This is a genomic window from Azospirillum sp. RU38E, from assembly GCF_900188385.1.
GTDB lineage: Bacteria > Pseudomonadota > Alphaproteobacteria > Azospirillales > Azospirillaceae > Niveispirillum.
Genome location: NZ_FZOI01000008.1, coordinates 1 through 16,961, shown reverse-complemented (window position 1 = coordinate 16,961; position 16,961 = coordinate 1). Strand labels below are relative to the sequence as shown.

Here is a 16,961-nt window from a genome sequence, read left to right as displayed (position 1 = left end):
GTCAGGCCCGTCTGGCGTGCAGGGCCGGCAATTGCCGCAACAGGCGGCGGGCATTCTCGTTGGTGGCCTTGTGATAGGGTTTCAGGCCCAGCCCCCCCAGGCGCGTCGCCTCCAGCACCAGATGGGCGCAGGCGATTTCAGCGATATTCAGGCTGGTTTCCACATAGCGGCTGCTGGCATGGCCCCAGCGCAGCGGATCGGGCAGACCCCAGCAGGCCAGCGCCCATTGTTCCATCGCCATGCCCTGCTGGCTGGCCCATTCCATGGCGGCATCGGCAATGGCCCCCATGCCGCCAGCCACAGCCAGATTAGCTTCCAGGGCCGCGCGCAGCTTTTCCGACACCATGCGGATGAATTCCGGATCGCGCAGCTGGTCGGGGTCCATCGCCGTTTCCGCCAGCCGCATCAGGCGTAGCGCAATGGTCTGCTGGGCCGCCCACAGGGTTTCACCCAGCACGACGGCCGTACCGGCAATCTCCGCCGCCACTTCCACGCTGCGGGCACTCGCACTGCTGGCCTTGGCTGATCTGGTCATGGGCTGTTCCCTTCTCGTTGGAACCGGCGGGCTCGCCAGCCACAGCTTTCAGCCTAGACCCTGTCATGTTGCACTGCAAAAAACCCTGCGACGCAACGACGCGCAGCAGGGTTGCAACTGGGGCAGGGGTGGTTCAGCCCTTCGCCGCCTCTTCCGGGGTCAGCGCCTTGATGGAAAGCGCATGGACCCGCTCGGCCAGTTCCTCCTTCACCACCTCATAGACCAGCCGCTGGCGGGCCACCCGGCCCAGCCCCCGGAACCGGTCGGAGACGATGGTGACGTCAAAATGCGTTTCCCCGCCGGGATGGTCGGCCCCGGCATGGCCGGCATGGCTGTGCGAGACATCCTTGATGACCAGGGCCTGGGGCCCTAAAGCCTGGGTCAGCTTGTTTTCCATCCGGGTCGCATAGACGGCCATGGCGGCATTCCTGTTCCTGCTGCGGCAAGGGGGCGGGCTGGCCGTTCCCCGATGATCGCCCAAGAGGTAGTCCAACATCATGGCCGATGAAAGCGCCAAGGCCCCCGCCAGCCCCCCATCCCGTCCGGTAACGCCGCTGGTGGCCGCCATCCTGCTGGGGTTGGTGATCCTGCTCTGGGGGGTGAACTGGCCGGTGATGAAGCGGGTGGTGGGGCAGATGCCGCCCATGCTGTTCGTTGCCGCCCGTCTGGCACTGGGTACGGCCACGCTGATCCCGGTGGCCTGGGCGGCAGGGCAGTTGCGGCTGCCGGACCGGCGTGACCTGCCGGTGCTGCTGTCGGTGGGGGGTTTGCAGATGACCGGCTTCATGACCCTGGTGACGCTGGCGCTGCAGCATGTACCGGCGGGCCGCGCCGGCATCCTGGCTTATACAACCCCGCTCTGGGTGGTGCCGCTGGCCCTGATCTTCCTGAAGGAGAAACTGTCGCCATTGAAGGTGGGTGGGTTGCTGCTGGGATTGGCGGGGGTGGCGGTGCTGTTCAATCCGGCCGCGTTTGACTGGTCTGACCCGGCCGTGCTGACCGGCAATGGCATGTTGATGGCGGGGGCGGCCCTGTGGGCGGTGAATATCGTCCAAGTGCGCGGGCACCGCTGGGTGGGCACGCCCCTGTCGCTGGCGCCCTGGCAGATGGGCATGGCCACCCTGCTGACCGGCAGTTTCGCGCTGGCCACAGAGGATGTGGCGCGCATCCAATGGTCGGGCGAGCTGGTCACCCTGCTGGTCTATAACGGCCCGCTGGCCACCGCCTTCTGCTTCTGGGCCATGGTGACGGTCAACCGCGCCCTGCCGGCCATCACCCTGTCGCTCTCCACCCTGGCGGTGCCGGTGGTGGGGCTGGCGGCATCGGCCCTATGGCTGGGCGAGGCAATGACAATCACCAACATCGCAGGGCTGGGCTTCATCGCCGCCGGGCTGGTTGCGGTGGCGGCGGCTGATTCGCGGCGTTAACCTTCGCCCTCCCGCAGGAGGGGGTGGCACCCGCACAAACGCCACCTTCTTTTCCATCCAGTTCCTTGCCAGCCCGCCGGCCCGCCCCCATACTCAGCCCCCATGCAGAAGAACCGCCCCAACCTGTCCTTTGATTTCCGGGAAACGCCCCGCAGCCAGCTGCGGCTGTGCGAACATCCCGGCTGCACGGGTCATGGGGAGTATCGCGCGCCTAAGGGGCGGGACAAGCTGAACGAATATTGGTGGTTCTGCCTGGATCATGTGCGGGACTATAACAAGTCCTGGGACTTCTATGCCGGCATGACGCAGGAGCAGATCGAAAAGCATCTGCGCCAGGATACCACCTGGCAGCGCCCGACCTGGCCCATGGGCGACTGGCGCACGCGGGAACGCAATACGCGCGACAAGATCTTCAATGGCGGCTTCGCCTTTGGCGCCGACTGGTCGGGGGAGGAGACGCAGAGCAAGCGCCAGCCCCCGCGCCCCAAGCCCCGCACGCCGGAGGAAGAGGCGCTGGCCGTGCTGGAGCTGCCGCCCGATGCCGATTTCGTCACCATCAAGACGCGTTACCGGCTATTGGCCAAACAGCACCATCCCGACGCCAATGGCGGCAGCAAGGAGGCGGAGGAACGGTTGAAAACCATCAACCAGGCCTACAACACCCTGAAGGCCGCCTTCGGCAGCGGGCAATAGCCGCCCCAACCACCCGACCGACCGACGACGAACCAGACCCCGCAGAACCGGAAATCATGGCACTCGATATGGCAACCCCTCCCCAGGCCACCCCGCACACGCTGCCCGATATCACCGTTTCGGTGCGTGACACGTTCGGCATCGACAGCGACATGGTGGTGCCCGCCTTCTCCACCGCCACCGAGCATGTGCCGGAGCGGGACGAGGCCTATCGTTTCGACCGCGAGACGACCATGGCTATCCTGGCGGGCTTTGCCTATAACCGCCGCGTCATGGTGCAGGGCTATCACGGCACCGGCAAATCCACCCATATCGAGCAGGTGGCCGCCCGGCTGAACTGGCCCTGCGTGCGCGTCAACCTGGACAGCCATATCAGCCGTATCGACCTGATCGGCAAGGATGCCATCGTGCTGCGCGATGGCAAGCAGGTGACGGAATATCGGGAAGGCATCCTGCCCTGGGCCCTGCAGCACGCCTGTGCCGTGGTGTTTGATGAATATGATGCCGGCCGCCCGGACGTGATGTTCGTCATCCAGCGCGTGCTGGAAGTGGAAGGCAAGCTGACCCTGCTGGACCAGAACAAGGTGATCCGGCCGCACCCGGCCTTCCGCCTGTTCGCCACCGCCAATACGGTGGGCCTGGGCGATACGACCGGCCTCTATCACGGCACCCAGCAGATCAACCAGGGCCAGATGGACCGCTGGAACATCGTCACGACCCTGAATTACCTGCCCCACGCGCAGGAGACGGAGATCGTGCTGGCCAAGGTGCCGGAATATAATACCGACGATAAGCGCGCTACCGTGGCCGCCATGGTGCGGCTGGCCGATCTGACGCGCGCCGGCTTCATCAATGGCGACATCTCCACGGTGATGAGCCCGCGTACCGTCATCACCTGGGCGCAGAATGCCGCCATCTTTGGTGGTGATGTCGGTTTCGCCTTCCGTGTCACCTTCCTGAACAAGTGTGACGAGGTAGAGCGCCCCGCCGTGGCCGAATATTACCAGCGCTGCTTCGGCCAGGAACTGCCGACCGGTGCCTTCAAGGGCACGCTGGTCTAAGACTGTTCATGCCGCCCGGTGGCGCGATTGCGGGGCCGGGCGGTTTCCATTACGGTGACCGTACGGGGCTTACCGAATGGGAGTTGAAGATGAAGAAAGTAATTTCCAGCTTGGCGGTTATGGTGCTGATGACCCAGCCGATGGCCGCCACCGCCTGGGCGCAATCCAGCCAGGACCAGGTGGCGACCAGCCCAGCCGCACCGGCGGCGCAGGCCCCGGCTGATCCGGATGCCAACCGGGAGATCTGCAAGGCAGAAACGACGACCGGGTCTCGTCTGGCCAAGAAAAAGACCTGCCGCACCAAGGCGGAATGGGATGAACATTACCGCCTGCAGCGGCAGGAAGCCGAACAGATGCAGCGCGGCGACATGGCCAACCGCACGCCGCGGGGCAACTGACCCGTCAGGCGGGCACCGACGGCACAGGTTGGGGCGATGGCAGGGGGTGATGGGCCCCTTACCATCTGCCAGCCGGCGGGTGGCCTGATGACAATAAGACCAACCCGCCGAGGGTTTGGCCCTTGGCGGGTTGGGGGCCGGCGACCGCTGGCCCGCGGGCTCCTGCCCGCGTAAGCCAAGGCGGCAGATGCCGCCGCCCGGCGACTGAGGGAACGCAAAATCTCCCTGGATCGGTCACGATCAAGGGAGATCTATATAATGTGAAAGATGATGACCCAGGAATCCCCCCTTGAGATGTTCAAGCGCGCCACCACCGCCACCGTGCGGGCGTTGGCGGATAATCGGGATGTCACGGTCGGCTTTTCCGCCGAACCACCTGGGTTGAATGGCAGCCGGGTGCGCGTGCCGCTGCCGCCGCGCGACCTGAACCCCAAGGATGTGGCCAATGTGCGCGGGGCCGCCGATGCCGCCGCCCTGCGCCTGCGCCACCATGATGCCGGCATCCATGCCAAACTGATGCCCAACAGTGAACAGGCCCGCCAGTCGTTCGAGGCGCTGGAACAGGCGCGCGTGGAGGCCATCGGCGCCACCGCCATGGCCGGTGTCGCCGCCAATCTGGAAGCCACGCTGGAAGAACGCTACCGGCGCATGGGCTTCGACAAGATCAATGACCGCGAACAGGCGAGCCTGTCAGAGGTGCTGCGCCTGCTGGCCCGTGAAGCCATCACCGGCGCCACCCCGCCCGCCTCTGCGGCGGGGGCGGTGCAGCTGTGGCGCGATACGGTGCAGCAGAAACTGGGTGGTTCGCTGGACAAGCTGGCCAGCCTGATCGAGGATCAGGAGGCCTATGCCCGCGCCGTGCGCCGCCTGCTGTCCGACATGGATATGGAGGTGGGTTCCGATCCGCAGGATGAGGAAGGGGCCGAAGATCAGGCCCCCGACAGCGCGCCGGATGGCGGCGGCCAGGATGATGACCTGGAACAGCAGGGCGGCCAGCAGGCATCCGGCGAAGATGAGCAGCAGCAGACCACCCAGCAGCGCCGTCAGGCCGCCCAGGAAGAGGCCGGCAGCAGCGAGGATGGTGAAGAAGGCGAGGGCGAACTGGCCGATGGGGACGGATCGGAAGATCCCGGCAACCCCGGCACCCCGCCGCCGCAATCCCGCCGGAACGAGCCGGACCCCGCCGCCTATCGCGCCTATACCACCGCCCATGACGAGGTGGTGGATGCCGCCGACCTGTGCGACCCGGATGAGCTGGCCCGCCTGCGCCTGATGCTGGATCAGCAGCTGCAGCACCTGCAGGGCATGATCTCCAAGCTGGCCAACCGGCTGCAGCGCCGCCTGCTGGCCAAACAGACCCGGTCCTGGGAATTTGATCTGGAAGAAGGGATGCTGGACGCGGCCCGGCTGGCCCGCGTCATCATCAACCCCACCACGTCGCTGTCCTTCAAGCGGGAGAATGAGACGGATTTCCGCGATACGGTGGTCACCCTGCTGATCGACAATTCCGGCTCCATGCGCGGCCGCCCCATCTCCATCGCGGCGATGAGCGCGGATATCCTGTCGCGCACCTTGGAACGCTGCGGCGTGAAGGTGGAAATTCTGGGCTTCACCACCCGGGCCTGGAAGGGCGGACAGGCGCGTGAACGCTGGATCGCGGCGGGCAAGCCACTGAACCCCGGCCGCCTGAACGATCTGCGCCATATTGTCTATAAGGGCGCGGATGCGCCCTGGCGGCGGGTGCGCAAGAATCTGGGCCTGATGCTGCGCGAAGGCATCCTGAAGGAGAATATCGACGGGGAGGCCCTGCTCTGGGCCCATAGCCGGCTGATCGGCCGGCCGGAACAGCGCCGCATCCTGATGGTGATCAGCGATGGTGCCCCGGTGGATGACAGCACCCTGTCGGTTAATAGCGGTGCCTATCTGGAACGGCATCTGCGCCAGGTGATCGACTGGATCGAAACCCGCAGCCCGGTGGAACTGGTGGCTATCGGCATCGGCCATGATGTCACCCGCTATTACCGCCGCGCCGTCACCATCATCGATGCCGAGCAATTGGGCGGCACCATGATGGAGAAACTGGCGGAGCTGTTCGACGAGGTGGGGGCCAAGCGGCTGGGCGCCTATGCCCCACCGCCGCAGCCCATCATCACCCAGGCCGATGCCCCCGCCCCCCGGCGGACCGGCTACGCCGCCATGATGGGATCGCGCGGCATGTGACCGGATGGACCGGCGGGACCGGTCCATCCGTATAGATGCACACATAAAGATATCTTTATGCTTGCCCGGTGCGTGGGCTGCTGTTACATCTGCCGGCAACGTGCGGTGGGGTGGCAAGCCCTTGCCTGCCCGCCGTCAGAACAGCTTTTCGTCACATCACCCGCAGCGTTGATACGCAGAGGAGCCGCCATGTCCGCCTTCACCGATTACAAGGTCAAGGACATCTCCCTGGCCAATTGGGGCCGCAAGGAGATCACCATCGCCGAGACCGAGATGCCGGGCCTGATGGCGCTGCGCGCGGAATATGGCGCCTCCAAGCCGCTGGCCGGTGCCCGCATCGTCGGCTGCCTGCACATGACCATTCAGACCGCCGTGCTGATCGAGACGCTGACGGCCCTGGGCGCCACCGTGCGCTGGTCTTCCTGCAACATCTTCTCCACCCAGGATCAGGCCGCCGCCGCCATCGCTGCCGCCGGCATCCCGGTCTTCGCCTGGAAGGGCGAAACGGAAGAGGAATTCTGGTGGTGCATTGAGCAGACGCTGCGCGGCCCCGATGGCTGGACCCCGAACATGATCCTGGACGATGGCGGCGACGTCACCCAGATCATGCACGACAAGTACCCGGAAATGCTGGCCGACATTAAGGGCCTGTCGGAAGAGACCACCACCGGCGTGCATCGCCTGTATGAGATGGTGAAGGCCGGCACGCTGAAGGTTCCGGCCATCAACGTGAATGACAGCGTCACCAAGTCCAAGTTTGACAACCTGTATGGCTGCCGCGAGTCGCTGGTGGACGGCATCAAGCGCGCCACCGACGTGATGGTGGCCGGCAAGGTTGCCGTCGTCGCCGGTTACGGCGATGTGGGCAAGGGTTCCGCCGCATCCTTGCGCACCCAGGGTGCCCGCGTTCTGGTGACGGAGATCGACCCGATCAACGCGCTCCAGGCCGCCATGGAAGGCTATCAGGTGGTGACCATGGAAGAAGCCGCCCCGCAGGGCGACATTTTCGTCACCGCCACCGGCAATGTGGACGTGATCACGCTGGATCACATGCGCGCCATGAAGGACCGCGCCATCGTCTGCAATATCGGCCATTTCGACAGCGAAATTCAGATCGCTTCCCTGCAGAACTATGTCTGGGACGAGGTGAAGCCGCAGGTGGACGAGGTGGTGTTCCCCGATGGCAAGCGCCTGATCGTGCTGGCCAAGGGCCGTCTGGTCAACCTGGGTTGCGCCACCGGTCACCCCAGCTTCGTGATGTCCGCCAGCTTCACCAACCAGGTGCTGGCCCAGATCGAGCTGTGGCAGAACCACGCCAATTATGAAAACAAGGTCTATGTGCTGCCCAAGCACCTGGACGAAAAGGTGGCCCGCCTGCATCTGGACAAGATCGGCGCCAAGCTGACCACCCTGACCCAGAAACAGGCCGACTATATCGCCGTGCCGGTTGCCGGCCCGTTCAAGCCGGATCACTACCGCTATTGATTGCAGGCAGGTGCCGGACCCTGCACCGCTGCTTTTGGAAACCCCCGCCGGCGCGATCCGGTGGGGGTTTTTTTATTAACGCCACCTTGATGATCGTGCGCGCGACACTTGCAACCCGTCGCCACCCTGGTCAAACTCCCGCCTTGTGAGGAACGCGATCGGCCCCTTCATCGCCATCGCCATGGCGGCCCTGCTGGGGCTGGCTGGCGTCGGGCTTCTGCTGCTGCCTTTCTGGAAGGCGGTGACGCCAATGGTCGGCCTGCTGGCGCTGGCGCTGCTGGCCATCATCCTGGCGGTGCTGCTGCGCATCCTGGCCTGGGGCCGGGCGCAGCAGATCGCCCTGGTGGAGGCGCGGGCCGAACAGGCCCGGCTGGCGGCCCTGGTGGATGCCGTGCCCGATGGCTGGTTCGCCCAGGCCGCCCCCACCGACAGCGGCGCCTCTGACCGGCTGGCCGTCTCCCCCTCCCTGCCCCGGCTGCTGGGGCTGGGCCGCATCAACCGGCTGGATGATATTGAACAGGCGCTGGCCCCCAGCGATGCCGCCGCCCTGCATGGTTCCTTCCGCCATCTGGTCGATAAGGGCCAGCCTTTCCAGATCACCGTGCGGCTGGCCGATGGATCGCGCATCTTCCAGGCCAGCGGCGGGCGCGGCGTGGGGGCCGCCGGCAGCGATGCCAGCGGGGTGGAAGGGGCGACCATCCATGTGCTGTGGCTGCGCGACATCACCCCCAGCGCCGCCGAGGCCATGCGCCGGGCCGAGCAGTTGACAGCGCTCAGGGATGATCATGCCAACCTGCTGGCCCTGTTGCAGAACCTGCCGGTACCGCTGTGGCGGCGCGGGGCCGATCTTTCCATCAACTGGTGCAACAATGCCTATGCCCGCCTGCTGGAAAGCCAGCCGGAGAAGGTGGTGCGCCAGGGGCTGGAACTGGCGGGCAGCAGCTTTGGCGACCCGCTGGCGCTGGCCCGGCAGGCGCGCGACAGCGGCGCGCCGGCGCATGACGACCGGTTCCTGGTGGTGGAAGGGGACCGCCGCCTCTACAGCTTGATGGAACTGCGGCTGGAGGATGGGTCGCAGCTGGGGCTGGCCATCGACCGGACGGAGGAACGGGCCTTGCGGGACGAGCTGGCCCGCCATATCGCCGCCCATGGCGATGTGCTGGACCAGCTGGGGTCCGCCATCGCCATTTTCGGCCCCGACACGCGGCTGAAATTCCACAATCAGGCCTATGCCAAACTGTGGGGGCTGGAAGGCGGCTGGCTGGCGGAGGAACCCGCCTATGGCGAGGTGCTGGAACAGCTGCGCGCCAGCCGCAAACTGACCGAAGAGGCGGATTTCCCGCGCTGGAAGAAACAGCAGCTGGGGCTGTTCACCTCCCTGATTGATCCGCTGGAAGAACTGGTACACCTGCCCGACGGGCGCACCCTGCGTTCGCTGGTGGTGCCGCACCCGTTCGGCGGGCTGATGTTCGTGTCGGAGGATGTGACCCATACGCTGGCGCTGGAATCCAGCTACAATACCCTGATGGCCGTGCAGCAGGAGACGCTGGATAATCTGGCCGAAGGGGTGGCGGTGATCGGCGGCGATGGCCGGCTGAAACTGTGGAACCCCGCCTTCCGCCGCCTGTGGAACCTGCCCGCCGCCGCCCTGCGCGGCGAACCGCACGCCAACCAGCTGGTGGAGGCGGTGCGCGGGCTGCTGGAAGATGGCGGGGAATGGGCACTGCTGCGCCGGCAGCTGGTGGAGCGGCTGCTGGACCGCAAGACGGAATCCGGCCTGCTGCGGCGGACGGACAGCACCGTGCTGCGCTATGCGCTGGTGCCGCTGCCCGACGGGGCCGTGCTGCTGTCCTGCCTGGATGTGACCGACAGCGACCGGGTGGAAACTGCCTTGCGCGCCAGCAACGAGGCGCTGGAGACGGCCGACCGGCTGAAGGCGGAATTCATCGCCAATGTCTCCTACCAGCTGCGCACGCCGCTGAACGCCATCATGGGCTTTGCCGAAATCCTGCATAACCAGTATTTCGGGCCGCTGAACAACCGGCAGCAGGAATATGCCAAGGGCGTGCTGGAGGCCAGCCGCCGCCTGCTGTCGCTGGTGAATGACATCCTGGATCTGGCCACCATCGAGGCCGGCTTCATGACGCTGGAGCGTGAACAGTTCGACGTGGCCCAGCTGGTGCATTCGGTGGCCGGGCTGACGCGCGACTGGGCGCGCAAACAGGCGCTGGAACTGAAGGTGGAGGTGCCGGATGGCATCGGCCGCCTGGAAGGGGACGAAAAGCGCCTGAAACAGGCCTTGTTCAATCTGGTCAGCAACGCCATCAAATTCACGCCGGCGGGCGGGCGGATCGTGCTGTCCGCCACGCGCCAGCCGGGGGAACTGGTGCTGGCCGTGGCCGATACCGGTGTCGGCATTGCCGATCATGACCGGGAACGGGTGCTGGATCGGTTTGAACGGGGCAGCGGGCAGGGCGGTGGTGGCAGCAACGGTGCCGGGCTGGGCCTGTCCCTGGTGAAAAGCTTTGTGGAACTGCATGGCGGCCGCGTCAGCATTGATGGCAATGGGCCCAGTGGCTGCATCGTGCGTTGCCATCTGCCCCTGTCCGACAAGCCGGCCCTGGCCGACATGGCCAGCAGCTAGCAGGGTTGAGGGAAGGGACCGGCGGGGGGCCTGTTCAGGCCCCCCGCAACTCAGAGCCCCAACAGGGAATGATGGGCCGCAAATGCCGCCATCACCCCGGCCGCTGATGCCAGCGTGCCATTATGCAGGGGGGACGCCACATCGCCGGCGGCATGGCAATAGGGGCAATGCAGGATGCCGGTGCCCCAGCGTTCCGCCATCCCCGGCAGATCGGGCAATTCATCGCGCGCGCCCATGGCCAGCACCAGCCGCCGGCCCTGGAAGCTCTGCCCATCGGCCAGGATGACCTGGAAATCATCCAGCCTACCGGCCGCCTGCTCCACCAGCCCCTCCACGCATGTCAGGGTGGGATAGGCGGCCAATTGCGCGCGGGCACCGGCCATAATGGCCCCCAGCGGCACCCCGTCCTGGCCCAGAAACCCATGGGACGCGGCGGCGAAGCGGTTACGCGGTCGGCCGGCATCCAACAGCAGCACCCGGCAGCTGCATCGCAGTAGAAAGGCCGGCAAAGCTGCCGCCGATGATAAGGACGTCGTGAAGCATGGTCACTTCTTTCATGAAGCTTTATAAGTTACATGATGGGGTGACGAGACGGCATTTGCAACTCTGCTTGTTACGAATACTGATTTCCGTTAAGCAGGAAGGATGCGAAGCGATAGCCGCCTTTCCCGAATGCTCCATGCGCTCATCCATATGGATCGGCTGCAGGGTGCCGCCACGTCCGAACTGCTGGCCGGCATGTTGAACACCAACCCGGTGGTGGTGCGCCGGACCATGGCGGGGCTGCGTGATCAGGGGCTGGTGCGGTCGGAAAAGGGCCATGGCGGGGGCTGGGTGCTGGCCCGGCCGCTGGACGGGATCAGCCTGCTGGATATCTACCGGGCCTTGGGTGAGCCGCACTTGTTCGCCATCGGCCTGTCAGCCGACAATCCCGATTGTCTGGTGGAACAGGCGGTCAACCAGAGCCTGGGCGACGCGCTGGCAGAGGCGCGGTCGGCCCTGCTGACACGGCTGGGGCAGGTGACGCTGGGGGATCTGGCACGCCAGTTCGATGCCAAGCTGCGGGCCTGTCAGGCGCACCTGCCCCCGCATCTGGGTGACGGCTGACCTGCCGCAGCCGCCATTGCCATCGGGCAGATGGCACCCATCTCCCGCAACGCCGCATGAAACATTGCCCCGCCGGGTTGCCGATGATACCAGCAGCGGCAGCCCCCCTTTGTGCTTGCCGGAAAACCACTTTGTCCTGTCCGTTTCCCCCTGTGCCCACCCTGTCCAAGCGCCCGCGCGGCGCCGGGGGGCGCCATGGCTGAGCGGCGGGGCAAGAAACCCAGTGCGGCGGATCTGGACCTGTGGCGCACCGTGATGCGCGATGCCGTGCCCCTGCGCGGGGCAAAACGCCGGCCCAAGGCGGCGGAAGAGGCTCCACCGGCACCGGTTGCCCCAGCGCCAGTCACCACACCTGCCCCCAGCCCCCGTCCCGCCCCTACCCCGCCACCCACAGCACCCGCGCTGGCGGAACGGCTGGCCGATCTGCTGCGCGGTGTGCCGCTGAAGCAGAAGGCGGCGGTGACGGTGCAGCTGGCCCCCACCGCGCTTGGCGCGCGCAGCGGTATCGATAAGCGCACGGATGAAAAGGTGCGGCGCGGCCGTCTGGCCATTGATGGCCGCATCGACCTGCATGGGCTGACACAGAGCGCGGCGCATGATGCGCTGATCGGCTTTGTCCGCCGCAGCCATGCCCAGGGCCGCCGGCTGCTGCTGGTGATTACCGGCAAGGGCGGGATGCCGCGCGGCGAAGGCGTGCTGCGCAGCGGGGTGCCGCGCTGGCTGCACGAAACCCCGACGCGCGATCTGGTGCTGGCGGTGCATCAGGCCCAGCCGCAGCATGGCGGCGGTGGCGCCTATTACGTCTATTTGCGCCGGCGGCGCGGGGAATAATAGAGAGACCTTCAGCCCGCTGCCGTGGCAGAGGCCGCAGGAAGTGCCGCATCATCATTCTCGGCCACCGGTTCATCCCGGCCCTTCACGGCGCGTTCCACACCGGCGGCCACGCTGCGCCAGCAATGCTCGGCCAGCGCCTTGCGGCTGCTGACATCGGCCAGGGAGACCGGGGGATGGAATTCCACCAGCACCCTGATGCGTCCGCCCAGCCGGGCCAGCTGCCACAGATGCGGCGGCAGTTCCATATCACCATACCAGGCATAAAGCGCCCGCCAGGCATGGCCCAGCGGCAGCCCATCCAGATGCGTGGCGGTGACGCTGACCGGCTGCAGGGTCAGTGGCTTGCCATCCACCTGGGTGGCGGCCACGGCGAACAGGGCCGTCTTGAAGGGAAGGGTGCGGTTGCCGTCGCTGCTGGTGCCTTCCGGGAACAGCACCAGCTTGTCACCCGCCTGCAGGCGCCCGGCGATGCTGTCGCGCTGTTCATCGGCGCGGTGACGCGCATTGCGATCCACGAAAACAGTGCGCTGCAGGCGCGCCAGTAGGCCGAAAAGCGGCCAGCCCCCCACCTCATTCTTGGCGACAAAGCTGGCCGGCAGCAGCGAACCCAGCACCGGAATATCGAGATAGGAGGAGTGGTTGGAAATAAACAGGGTCGCCCGGTCGGTCACCGGACGGCCCTGCATCACCACATTCAGGCCCAGAATCCGGCAGCAGAGCCGGTGATAGGCGACAGGAAAACGGGCATAGGGCCCGCCGAAACGCAGGAACAGCACCTGCAGCGGAATGCCCAGTGCGGTGACAATGGCATAAAGGCTGAGCCGCACAATGCCGCGGCCTGTCGATCCGATATCCATCTTGCCCGCCGCTGTCTTTGACCGTTGGTGTTATACCAATCCGCCGAGGGTTTGACCCTTGGCGGATTAGAGGCCGGCGACTGCCGGCCCGCGGGCCCATGCCCGCGTAAGCCAAGGGCGCGGATGCGCCCGCCCGGCGCCTGAGGGAACGCAAAATCTCCCTTGATCGGTCACGATCAAGGGAGATTGATATCACAGCAGGGACGAACCGCGCCGTTCGTAATGCCGCAGATATTTATCGGTGATCAGGTCGGTCTTCACCACGATGGAAACATCGGTGGTGTTGAACTGGTGATCCACCACAGCCCCTTCGCCGACGAAACCGCCCAGCCGCAGATAGCCCTTGATCAGCGGCGGTACCTCGTTAATCCCGCGGCGCGGATCAATCTCATGCTCATCCATCATCGCCATTTCGACATAGCGGTGCGGCAGGGCCACCGGACGCAGGGCCGGCGGGGCCAGATGATGGTAATAGAGATAGGAGAGCGGCAGGGCCAAAGCCTTCGGGTCGGTGCCCGGCAGGCTGGCGCAGCCGAACATCAGCTTGATATCGTAATGCGCGGCATAGGCGGCAATGCCGCGCCACAGCAGCTGCATGGTGCCCCTGCTGCGATAGGCGGGGTCAACGCAGGACCGCCCCAGCTCCAGCACCTCGCCCGGATATTCCTCAATCCGGGAGATATCGTATTCGTCCGACGAATAGAAGGAACCGGCCCGTGCCGCCGCCGCCCGGCGGATCAGCCGATAGGTGCCGACCACGCCGCTGGCCCCGACGCCGACATTATGGTCGATCACCAGCAGATGGTCGCACAGCTGATCGAACATGTCGTAATCGCGCCGCTGCGCTGCCATTTCCGGCGTCGGCCGGGCCTGCATCTCCTCATAGAAGACGCGGAAGCGCAGCATCTGGGCTGCATGGACCTCGGCGGCGCTTTCCGCCAGGCGGACCTCCAGATTGCCAGCGCGAAGCTCGCCGGAAATCAGGGCATCGGTGGTGATGTCAGCCATGTTCTCACATCGTCTGGGTCGCCGGCACGCGGTGCCGCACATCGAACCGCCCGTCCGGGCACCGCCCTTGTCAGAAGCGGCGGGCCAGGATGGATTATTCGGCCTTGTCACATTGCCATATCACAAAGCGCGGGCGCGCGGTCAACCAACTCCTACGCGGTATCACCCCCGATCATCAAAGTTTCATGGGCGTGACCCAAAACAATCAAACAAAACGGGCTGTTCCGCACGGATTTCCCGCAACAAATGGTATGAACCTGTGATCGGCAGGACACGGGCACCCGGCAAAAGAAAGGGGCTGCTGCCCAGCAGTTTGCCAGTCGATGGGCTTTCTTTTCCCCGGTTCAGCCATGCTATAAGGGGCTTTCCGCCCTTCGTCCGACGGAAGCGACATGGAAGCCTGGTCCGAATATTCGCGTTTTCTCATTGCCTTGTTTGCCATCCTCACGCCCTTCGCCGCCATCCCGATCTTTCTGGGCATGACGGAGGGGCGCACGCGGGAACAGCGCAACGCCATCGCCCAGTCGGCCGTGCTGACCGTGGCCACGGTGCTGGTCAGCTCCGTCTTTCTGGGCGATGCGGTGCTGACGGTGCTGGGCACCAGCCTGGCCAGTTTCCGTGTCGGTGGCGGCATCGTGCTGCTGCTGATCGCCCTGTCGCTGCTGAATGCCACCGTCTCGGCCGTGAAACATACCGTGCAGGAGGCCGACGAGGCCGGCCAGCGCACCGCCATCGGCGTGGTGCCCCTGGGCCTGCCGCTGCTGGCCGGTCCCGGTTCCATCTCCGCCGTTATCATCGAGGCGCAGCGCGGCCATGGCTGGGAACATTTCGCCATCCTGGTCGGCTGCATCCTGGCGGTCTGCGCCGGCCTGCTGGCCACGCTGCGGCTGGCCGTGCCGATCGGCAACAAGCTGGGCCAGACCGGCCTGAACATCATGAACCGTCTGACCGGCCTGTTGCTGGCCGCCGTGGCGGTGGAAATCATCGCCGCCGGCCTGCGCGCCCTGTTCCCCGGCTGGATGACCTGATGCTGGTGCTTCAGCCTGGGGCCGGCAGGGATGCCAGCCCCTTCAGGGCCAGCTTGGCCTGTTCATGGCCGGCATTGGCGGCCCGTGACAGCCAGATGCGGGCCGCGGCCAGATCCTGTGGCACACCGCGCCCTTCCCAATGCATCAGCCCCAGCCGATAGGCGGCTTCGGCCAGCGGCGGCTCCCGCGAGGGCAGGGGCAGGCCGGGGCGGACAGGCGGCGGCGGGGTGGCCGCCAGCCGGTAGAAGCGGGCCGCCAGATCATCATTGCGCCGCAACCCGCCGCTGCCATGGTCAAAGGCATCGGCCATCAGGAAGGCGCCGATGGTGCTGCCCTGGCAGGCATGGTCAAAGGCCACCGCGATTGCCGGACGGTCGGCAAAAGGCAGCGTGCCCGCCGCCACCCCGGCCCGGCGGATATCCACACAGGGATCAGCCATCCGGCATTGGTCCAGCCCGGCACAGACCATGGGGGTCGGGGCAGGGGCCGGCACGCAACCCGCCGCCAGCAGGACCAGCAGCAGGGGGGCACCCGCTTTCAGGCGGTGAACAATACCAACGGTCATAATTTACGACCGTTGGGACGGCGGCGACCGCCGCCGCGCCGCCCGTGCGGCGCAGCCAAGCCAGCGGAGGCTGGCGCCAGCGATTGAGGGGCACGAAAGCGTGACCCGCGGTCATGATTTCGTGCCGCTGGTATAAGGCGGGGACGGGACAGGGGCATGGCCGGTTCCTGCAACACTTTAAGGAACGGATGATAAGGCCGTCAGCCACCCCTTTCCAAGGGGACGAACCGTCCCATCACGGCTGATTGACAAAGCGCACGCCCGTGCTATTCCGGATGGGAAAACCATTGGGGGGACGATTTATGATCCGCGTGCATCACCTGAATATTTCCCGCTCCCTGCGCGTGCTCTGGCTGCTGGAGGAGGCGGGTCTGGATTATGAGGTGGTGCGGCACAAACGGGACGCCAAAACCATGCGCGCGCCGCTGGCGCTGCGCAATCTGCACCCGCTGGGCAAACTGCCCATCGTGGAGATGGATGGCCAGGTGCTGGCCGAAACCGGCCTGATCATCGAATATATCCTGGCCGCCCACGCCCCCCATCTGGCCCCGGCCGCCACGGATGCGCAGGCGCATTGGCGCTATCGCTATTGGATGCATTATGCGGAAGGCTCCCTGATGCCGCAGCTGCTGTTGAAGCTGATCGCCGGCAAGATGGGCATCCTGGCCCTGCCGATCCGCGGCATGGTGAATGAACAGGTGAAGCTGCATCTGGATTATGTGGAACAGGAAGCCGGCCGCAGCCCCTGGCTGGCTGGTGACCAGTTCAGCGCCGCCGACATCATGATGAGCTTCCCGCTGGAAGTGGCGGTTATGCGTGCTGGCCTGAATGCGCAGAACAGCCCGCATATCACCCGGTTGCTGCAGGCCATGCAGGCCCGCCCGGCCTATCAGCGCGCGGTGGCCAAGGCGGCGGACAAGGCCTGATCACCGCTACCCCTTTTGCGCTGTTTCCCCAATCAGCCTGGTTCCAGTGCTGGGGGCATTGCGCTGATCGTCTTCTAGTACTACAGTTGCGTTTGTTGTAATCGATAGTGGACGAGAGCGGCGTTTGCCTGATGTCTTCGCCTCCAGAGTGACCAGTCGAGGACGGCGTCGAT

Annotated in this window: 17 protein-coding genes; 11 read left to right on the top strand and 6 right to left on the bottom strand. The window is 65.8% G+C overall.

Going from position 1 to position 16,961, the window contains the following annotated elements; translation table 11 throughout:
• Window position 1: 1 nt before the first annotated feature.
• Window positions 2-535, bottom strand: coding sequence for a hypothetical protein (locus tag CHB97_RS14440; RefSeq protein WP_089288695.1), 534 nt, complete (start codon window positions 533-535; stop codon window positions 2-4).
• A 133-nt stretch (window positions 536-668) separates the two neighbouring features.
• Window positions 669-953, bottom strand: coding sequence for a BolA family transcriptional regulator (locus CHB97_RS14435; protein ID WP_089288694.1), 285 nt, complete (start codon window positions 951-953; stop codon window positions 669-671).
• A 79-nt stretch (window positions 954-1,032) separates the two neighbouring features.
• Here CHB97_RS14435 and CHB97_RS14430 point away from each other — a divergent pair, with 79 nt between their 5' ends.
• The 7 genes from CHB97_RS14430 (at window position 1,033) to CHB97_RS14400 (ending at window position 10,463) form a co-directional block, all read left to right on the top strand.
• Window positions 1,033-1,962, top strand: a complete 930-nt coding sequence (locus tag CHB97_RS14430) for a DMT family transporter (RefSeq protein WP_089288693.1) — start codon at window positions 1,033-1,035, stop codon at window positions 1,960-1,962.
• 102 nt (window positions 1,963-2,064) lie between these two features.
• Complete coding sequence (locus CHB97_RS14425) at window positions 2,065-2,655, top strand: J domain-containing protein (RefSeq protein ID WP_089288692.1); 591 nt, start codon at window positions 2,065-2,067, stop codon at window positions 2,653-2,655.
• 56 nt (window positions 2,656-2,711) lie between these two features.
• Window positions 2,712-3,716 (top strand): cobaltochelatase subunit CobS, encoded by a 1,005-nt coding sequence (gene cobS, locus CHB97_RS14420; RefSeq protein WP_244559547.1) that lies wholly within the window; start codon window positions 2,712-2,714, stop codon window positions 3,714-3,716.
• 89 nt (window positions 3,717-3,805) lie between these two features.
• Window positions 3,806-4,114: a hypothetical protein gene (locus tag CHB97_RS14415; RefSeq protein ID WP_143270916.1), complete on the top strand. Its 309-nt coding sequence runs from the start codon at window positions 3,806-3,808 to the stop codon at window positions 4,112-4,114.
• 294 nt (window positions 4,115-4,408) lie between these two features.
• Window positions 4,409-6,334, top strand: coding sequence for a cobaltochelatase subunit CobT (cobT, locus tag CHB97_RS14410; RefSeq protein ID WP_244562551.1), 1,926 nt, complete (start codon window positions 4,409-4,411; stop codon window positions 6,332-6,334).
• 189 nt (window positions 6,335-6,523) lie between these two features.
• Window positions 6,524-7,819: an adenosylhomocysteinase gene (gene ahcY / locus CHB97_RS14405; protein WP_089288688.1), complete on the top strand. Its 1,296-nt coding sequence runs from the start codon at window positions 6,524-6,526 to the stop codon at window positions 7,817-7,819.
• A gap of 145 nt (window positions 7,820-7,964) precedes the next feature.
• On the top strand, window positions 7,965-10,463 hold the full coding sequence (locus CHB97_RS14400; RefSeq protein WP_244559546.1) for a PAS domain-containing sensor histidine kinase: 2,499 nt from the start codon (window positions 7,965-7,967) through the stop codon (window positions 10,461-10,463).
• Window positions 10,464-10,513: 50 nt separating this feature from the next.
• Here CHB97_RS14400 and CHB97_RS14395 read toward each other — a convergent pair whose 3' ends face one another.
• Window positions 10,514-10,939 (bottom strand): NAD(P)/FAD-dependent oxidoreductase, encoded by a 426-nt coding sequence (locus CHB97_RS14395; RefSeq protein WP_089288686.1) that lies wholly within the window; start codon window positions 10,937-10,939, stop codon window positions 10,514-10,516.
• Between the two features lie 169 nt (window positions 10,940-11,108).
• On the opposite strand from CHB97_RS14395, the gene CHB97_RS14390 reads away from it, so the two are divergent.
• Together CHB97_RS14390 and CHB97_RS14385 are read left to right on the top strand one after the other, a co-directional pair.
• Window positions 11,109-11,570 carry an Rrf2 family transcriptional regulator gene (locus CHB97_RS14390; RefSeq protein WP_089288685.1) on the top strand — a complete coding sequence of 154 codons (462 nt, stop codon included), beginning with the start codon at window positions 11,109-11,111 and terminating at the stop codon, window positions 11,568-11,570.
• A gap of 195 nt (window positions 11,571-11,765) precedes the next feature.
• A complete protein-coding gene (locus CHB97_RS14385; RefSeq protein WP_089288684.1) occupies window positions 11,766-12,401 on the top strand; it encodes a Smr/MutS family protein in 636 nt (211 codons plus the stop codon).
• An 11-nt stretch (window positions 12,402-12,412) separates the two neighbouring features.
• Here the strand turns inward: CHB97_RS14385 and CHB97_RS14380 are convergent, their stop codons facing one another.
• Both CHB97_RS14380 and CHB97_RS14375 read right to left on the bottom strand, forming a co-directional pair.
• Window positions 12,413-13,261, bottom strand: a complete 849-nt coding sequence (locus CHB97_RS14380; protein ID WP_089288683.1) for a 1-acyl-sn-glycerol-3-phosphate acyltransferase — start codon at window positions 13,259-13,261, stop codon at window positions 12,413-12,415.
• Between the two features lie 192 nt (window positions 13,262-13,453).
• A complete protein-coding gene (locus CHB97_RS14375) occupies window positions 13,454-14,269 on the bottom strand; it encodes a GNAT family N-acetyltransferase (protein ID WP_089288682.1) in 816 nt (271 codons plus the stop codon).
• Window positions 14,270-14,661: 392 nt separating this feature from the next.
• Between CHB97_RS14375 and CHB97_RS14370 the strand changes: the two genes are divergently transcribed.
• Entirely contained in the window at window positions 14,662-15,297 is a 636-nt protein-coding gene (locus tag CHB97_RS14370) for a MarC family protein (RefSeq protein ID WP_089288681.1), read from the top strand.
• 10 nt (window positions 15,298-15,307) lie between these two features.
• Here the strand turns inward: CHB97_RS14370 and CHB97_RS14365 are convergent, their stop codons facing one another.
• Complete coding sequence (locus tag CHB97_RS14365) at window positions 15,308-15,862, bottom strand: tetratricopeptide repeat protein (protein WP_089288680.1); 555 nt, start codon at window positions 15,860-15,862, stop codon at window positions 15,308-15,310.
• 302 nt (window positions 15,863-16,164) lie between these two features.
• Here CHB97_RS14365 and CHB97_RS14360 point away from each other — a divergent pair, with 302 nt between their 5' ends.
• The gene (locus CHB97_RS14360; RefSeq protein ID WP_089288679.1) at window positions 16,165-16,788 is read left to right on the top strand and encodes a glutathione S-transferase family protein; all 624 of its coding nucleotides are present in this window, start codon (window positions 16,165-16,167) and stop codon (window positions 16,786-16,788) included.
• Window positions 16,789-16,961: the final 173 nt, after the last annotated feature.

Coding starts and splice junctions, on each gene's coding strand:
- CHB97_RS14440 (WP_089288695.1), bottom strand. CDS start 535: ATGACCAGATCAGCCAAGGCCAGCAGTGCGAGTGCCCGCAGCGTGGAA.
- CHB97_RS14435 (WP_089288694.1), bottom strand. CDS start 953: ATGGCCGTCTATGCGACCCGGATGGAAAACAAGCTGACCCAGGCTTTA.
- CHB97_RS14430 (WP_089288693.1), top strand. CDS start 1,033: ATGGCCGATGAAAGCGCCAAGGCCCCCGCCAGCCCCCCATCCCGTCCG.
- CHB97_RS14425 (WP_089288692.1), top strand. CDS start 2,065: ATGCAGAAGAACCGCCCCAACCTGTCCTTTGATTTCCGGGAAACGCCC.
- cobS (WP_244559547.1), top strand. CDS start 2,712: ATGGCACTCGATATGGCAACCCCTCCCCAGGCCACCCCGCACACGCTG.
- CHB97_RS14415 (WP_143270916.1), top strand. CDS start 3,806: ATGAAGAAAGTAATTTCCAGCTTGGCGGTTATGGTGCTGATGACCCAG.
- cobT (WP_244562551.1), top strand. CDS start 4,409: ATGTTCAAGCGCGCCACCACCGCCACCGTGCGGGCGTTGGCGGATAAT.
- ahcY (WP_089288688.1), top strand. CDS start 6,524: ATGTCCGCCTTCACCGATTACAAGGTCAAGGACATCTCCCTGGCCAAT.
- CHB97_RS14390 (WP_089288685.1), top strand. CDS start 11,109: ATGCGAAGCGATAGCCGCCTTTCCCGAATGCTCCATGCGCTCATCCAT.
- CHB97_RS14385 (WP_089288684.1), top strand. CDS start 11,766: ATGGCTGAGCGGCGGGGCAAGAAACCCAGTGCGGCGGATCTGGACCTG.
- CHB97_RS14380 (WP_089288683.1), bottom strand. CDS start 13,261: ATGGATATCGGATCGACAGGCCGCGGCATTGTGCGGCTCAGCCTTTAT.
- CHB97_RS14375 (WP_089288682.1), bottom strand. CDS start 14,269: ATGGCTGACATCACCACCGATGCCCTGATTTCCGGCGAGCTTCGCGCT.
- CHB97_RS14370 (WP_089288681.1), top strand. CDS start 14,662: ATGGAAGCCTGGTCCGAATATTCGCGTTTTCTCATTGCCTTGTTTGCC.
- CHB97_RS14365 (WP_089288680.1), bottom strand. CDS start 15,862: ATGACCGTTGGTATTGTTCACCGCCTGAAAGCGGGTGCCCCCCTGCTG.
- CHB97_RS14360 (WP_089288679.1), top strand. CDS start 16,165: ATGATCCGCGTGCATCACCTGAATATTTCCCGCTCCCTGCGCGTGCTC.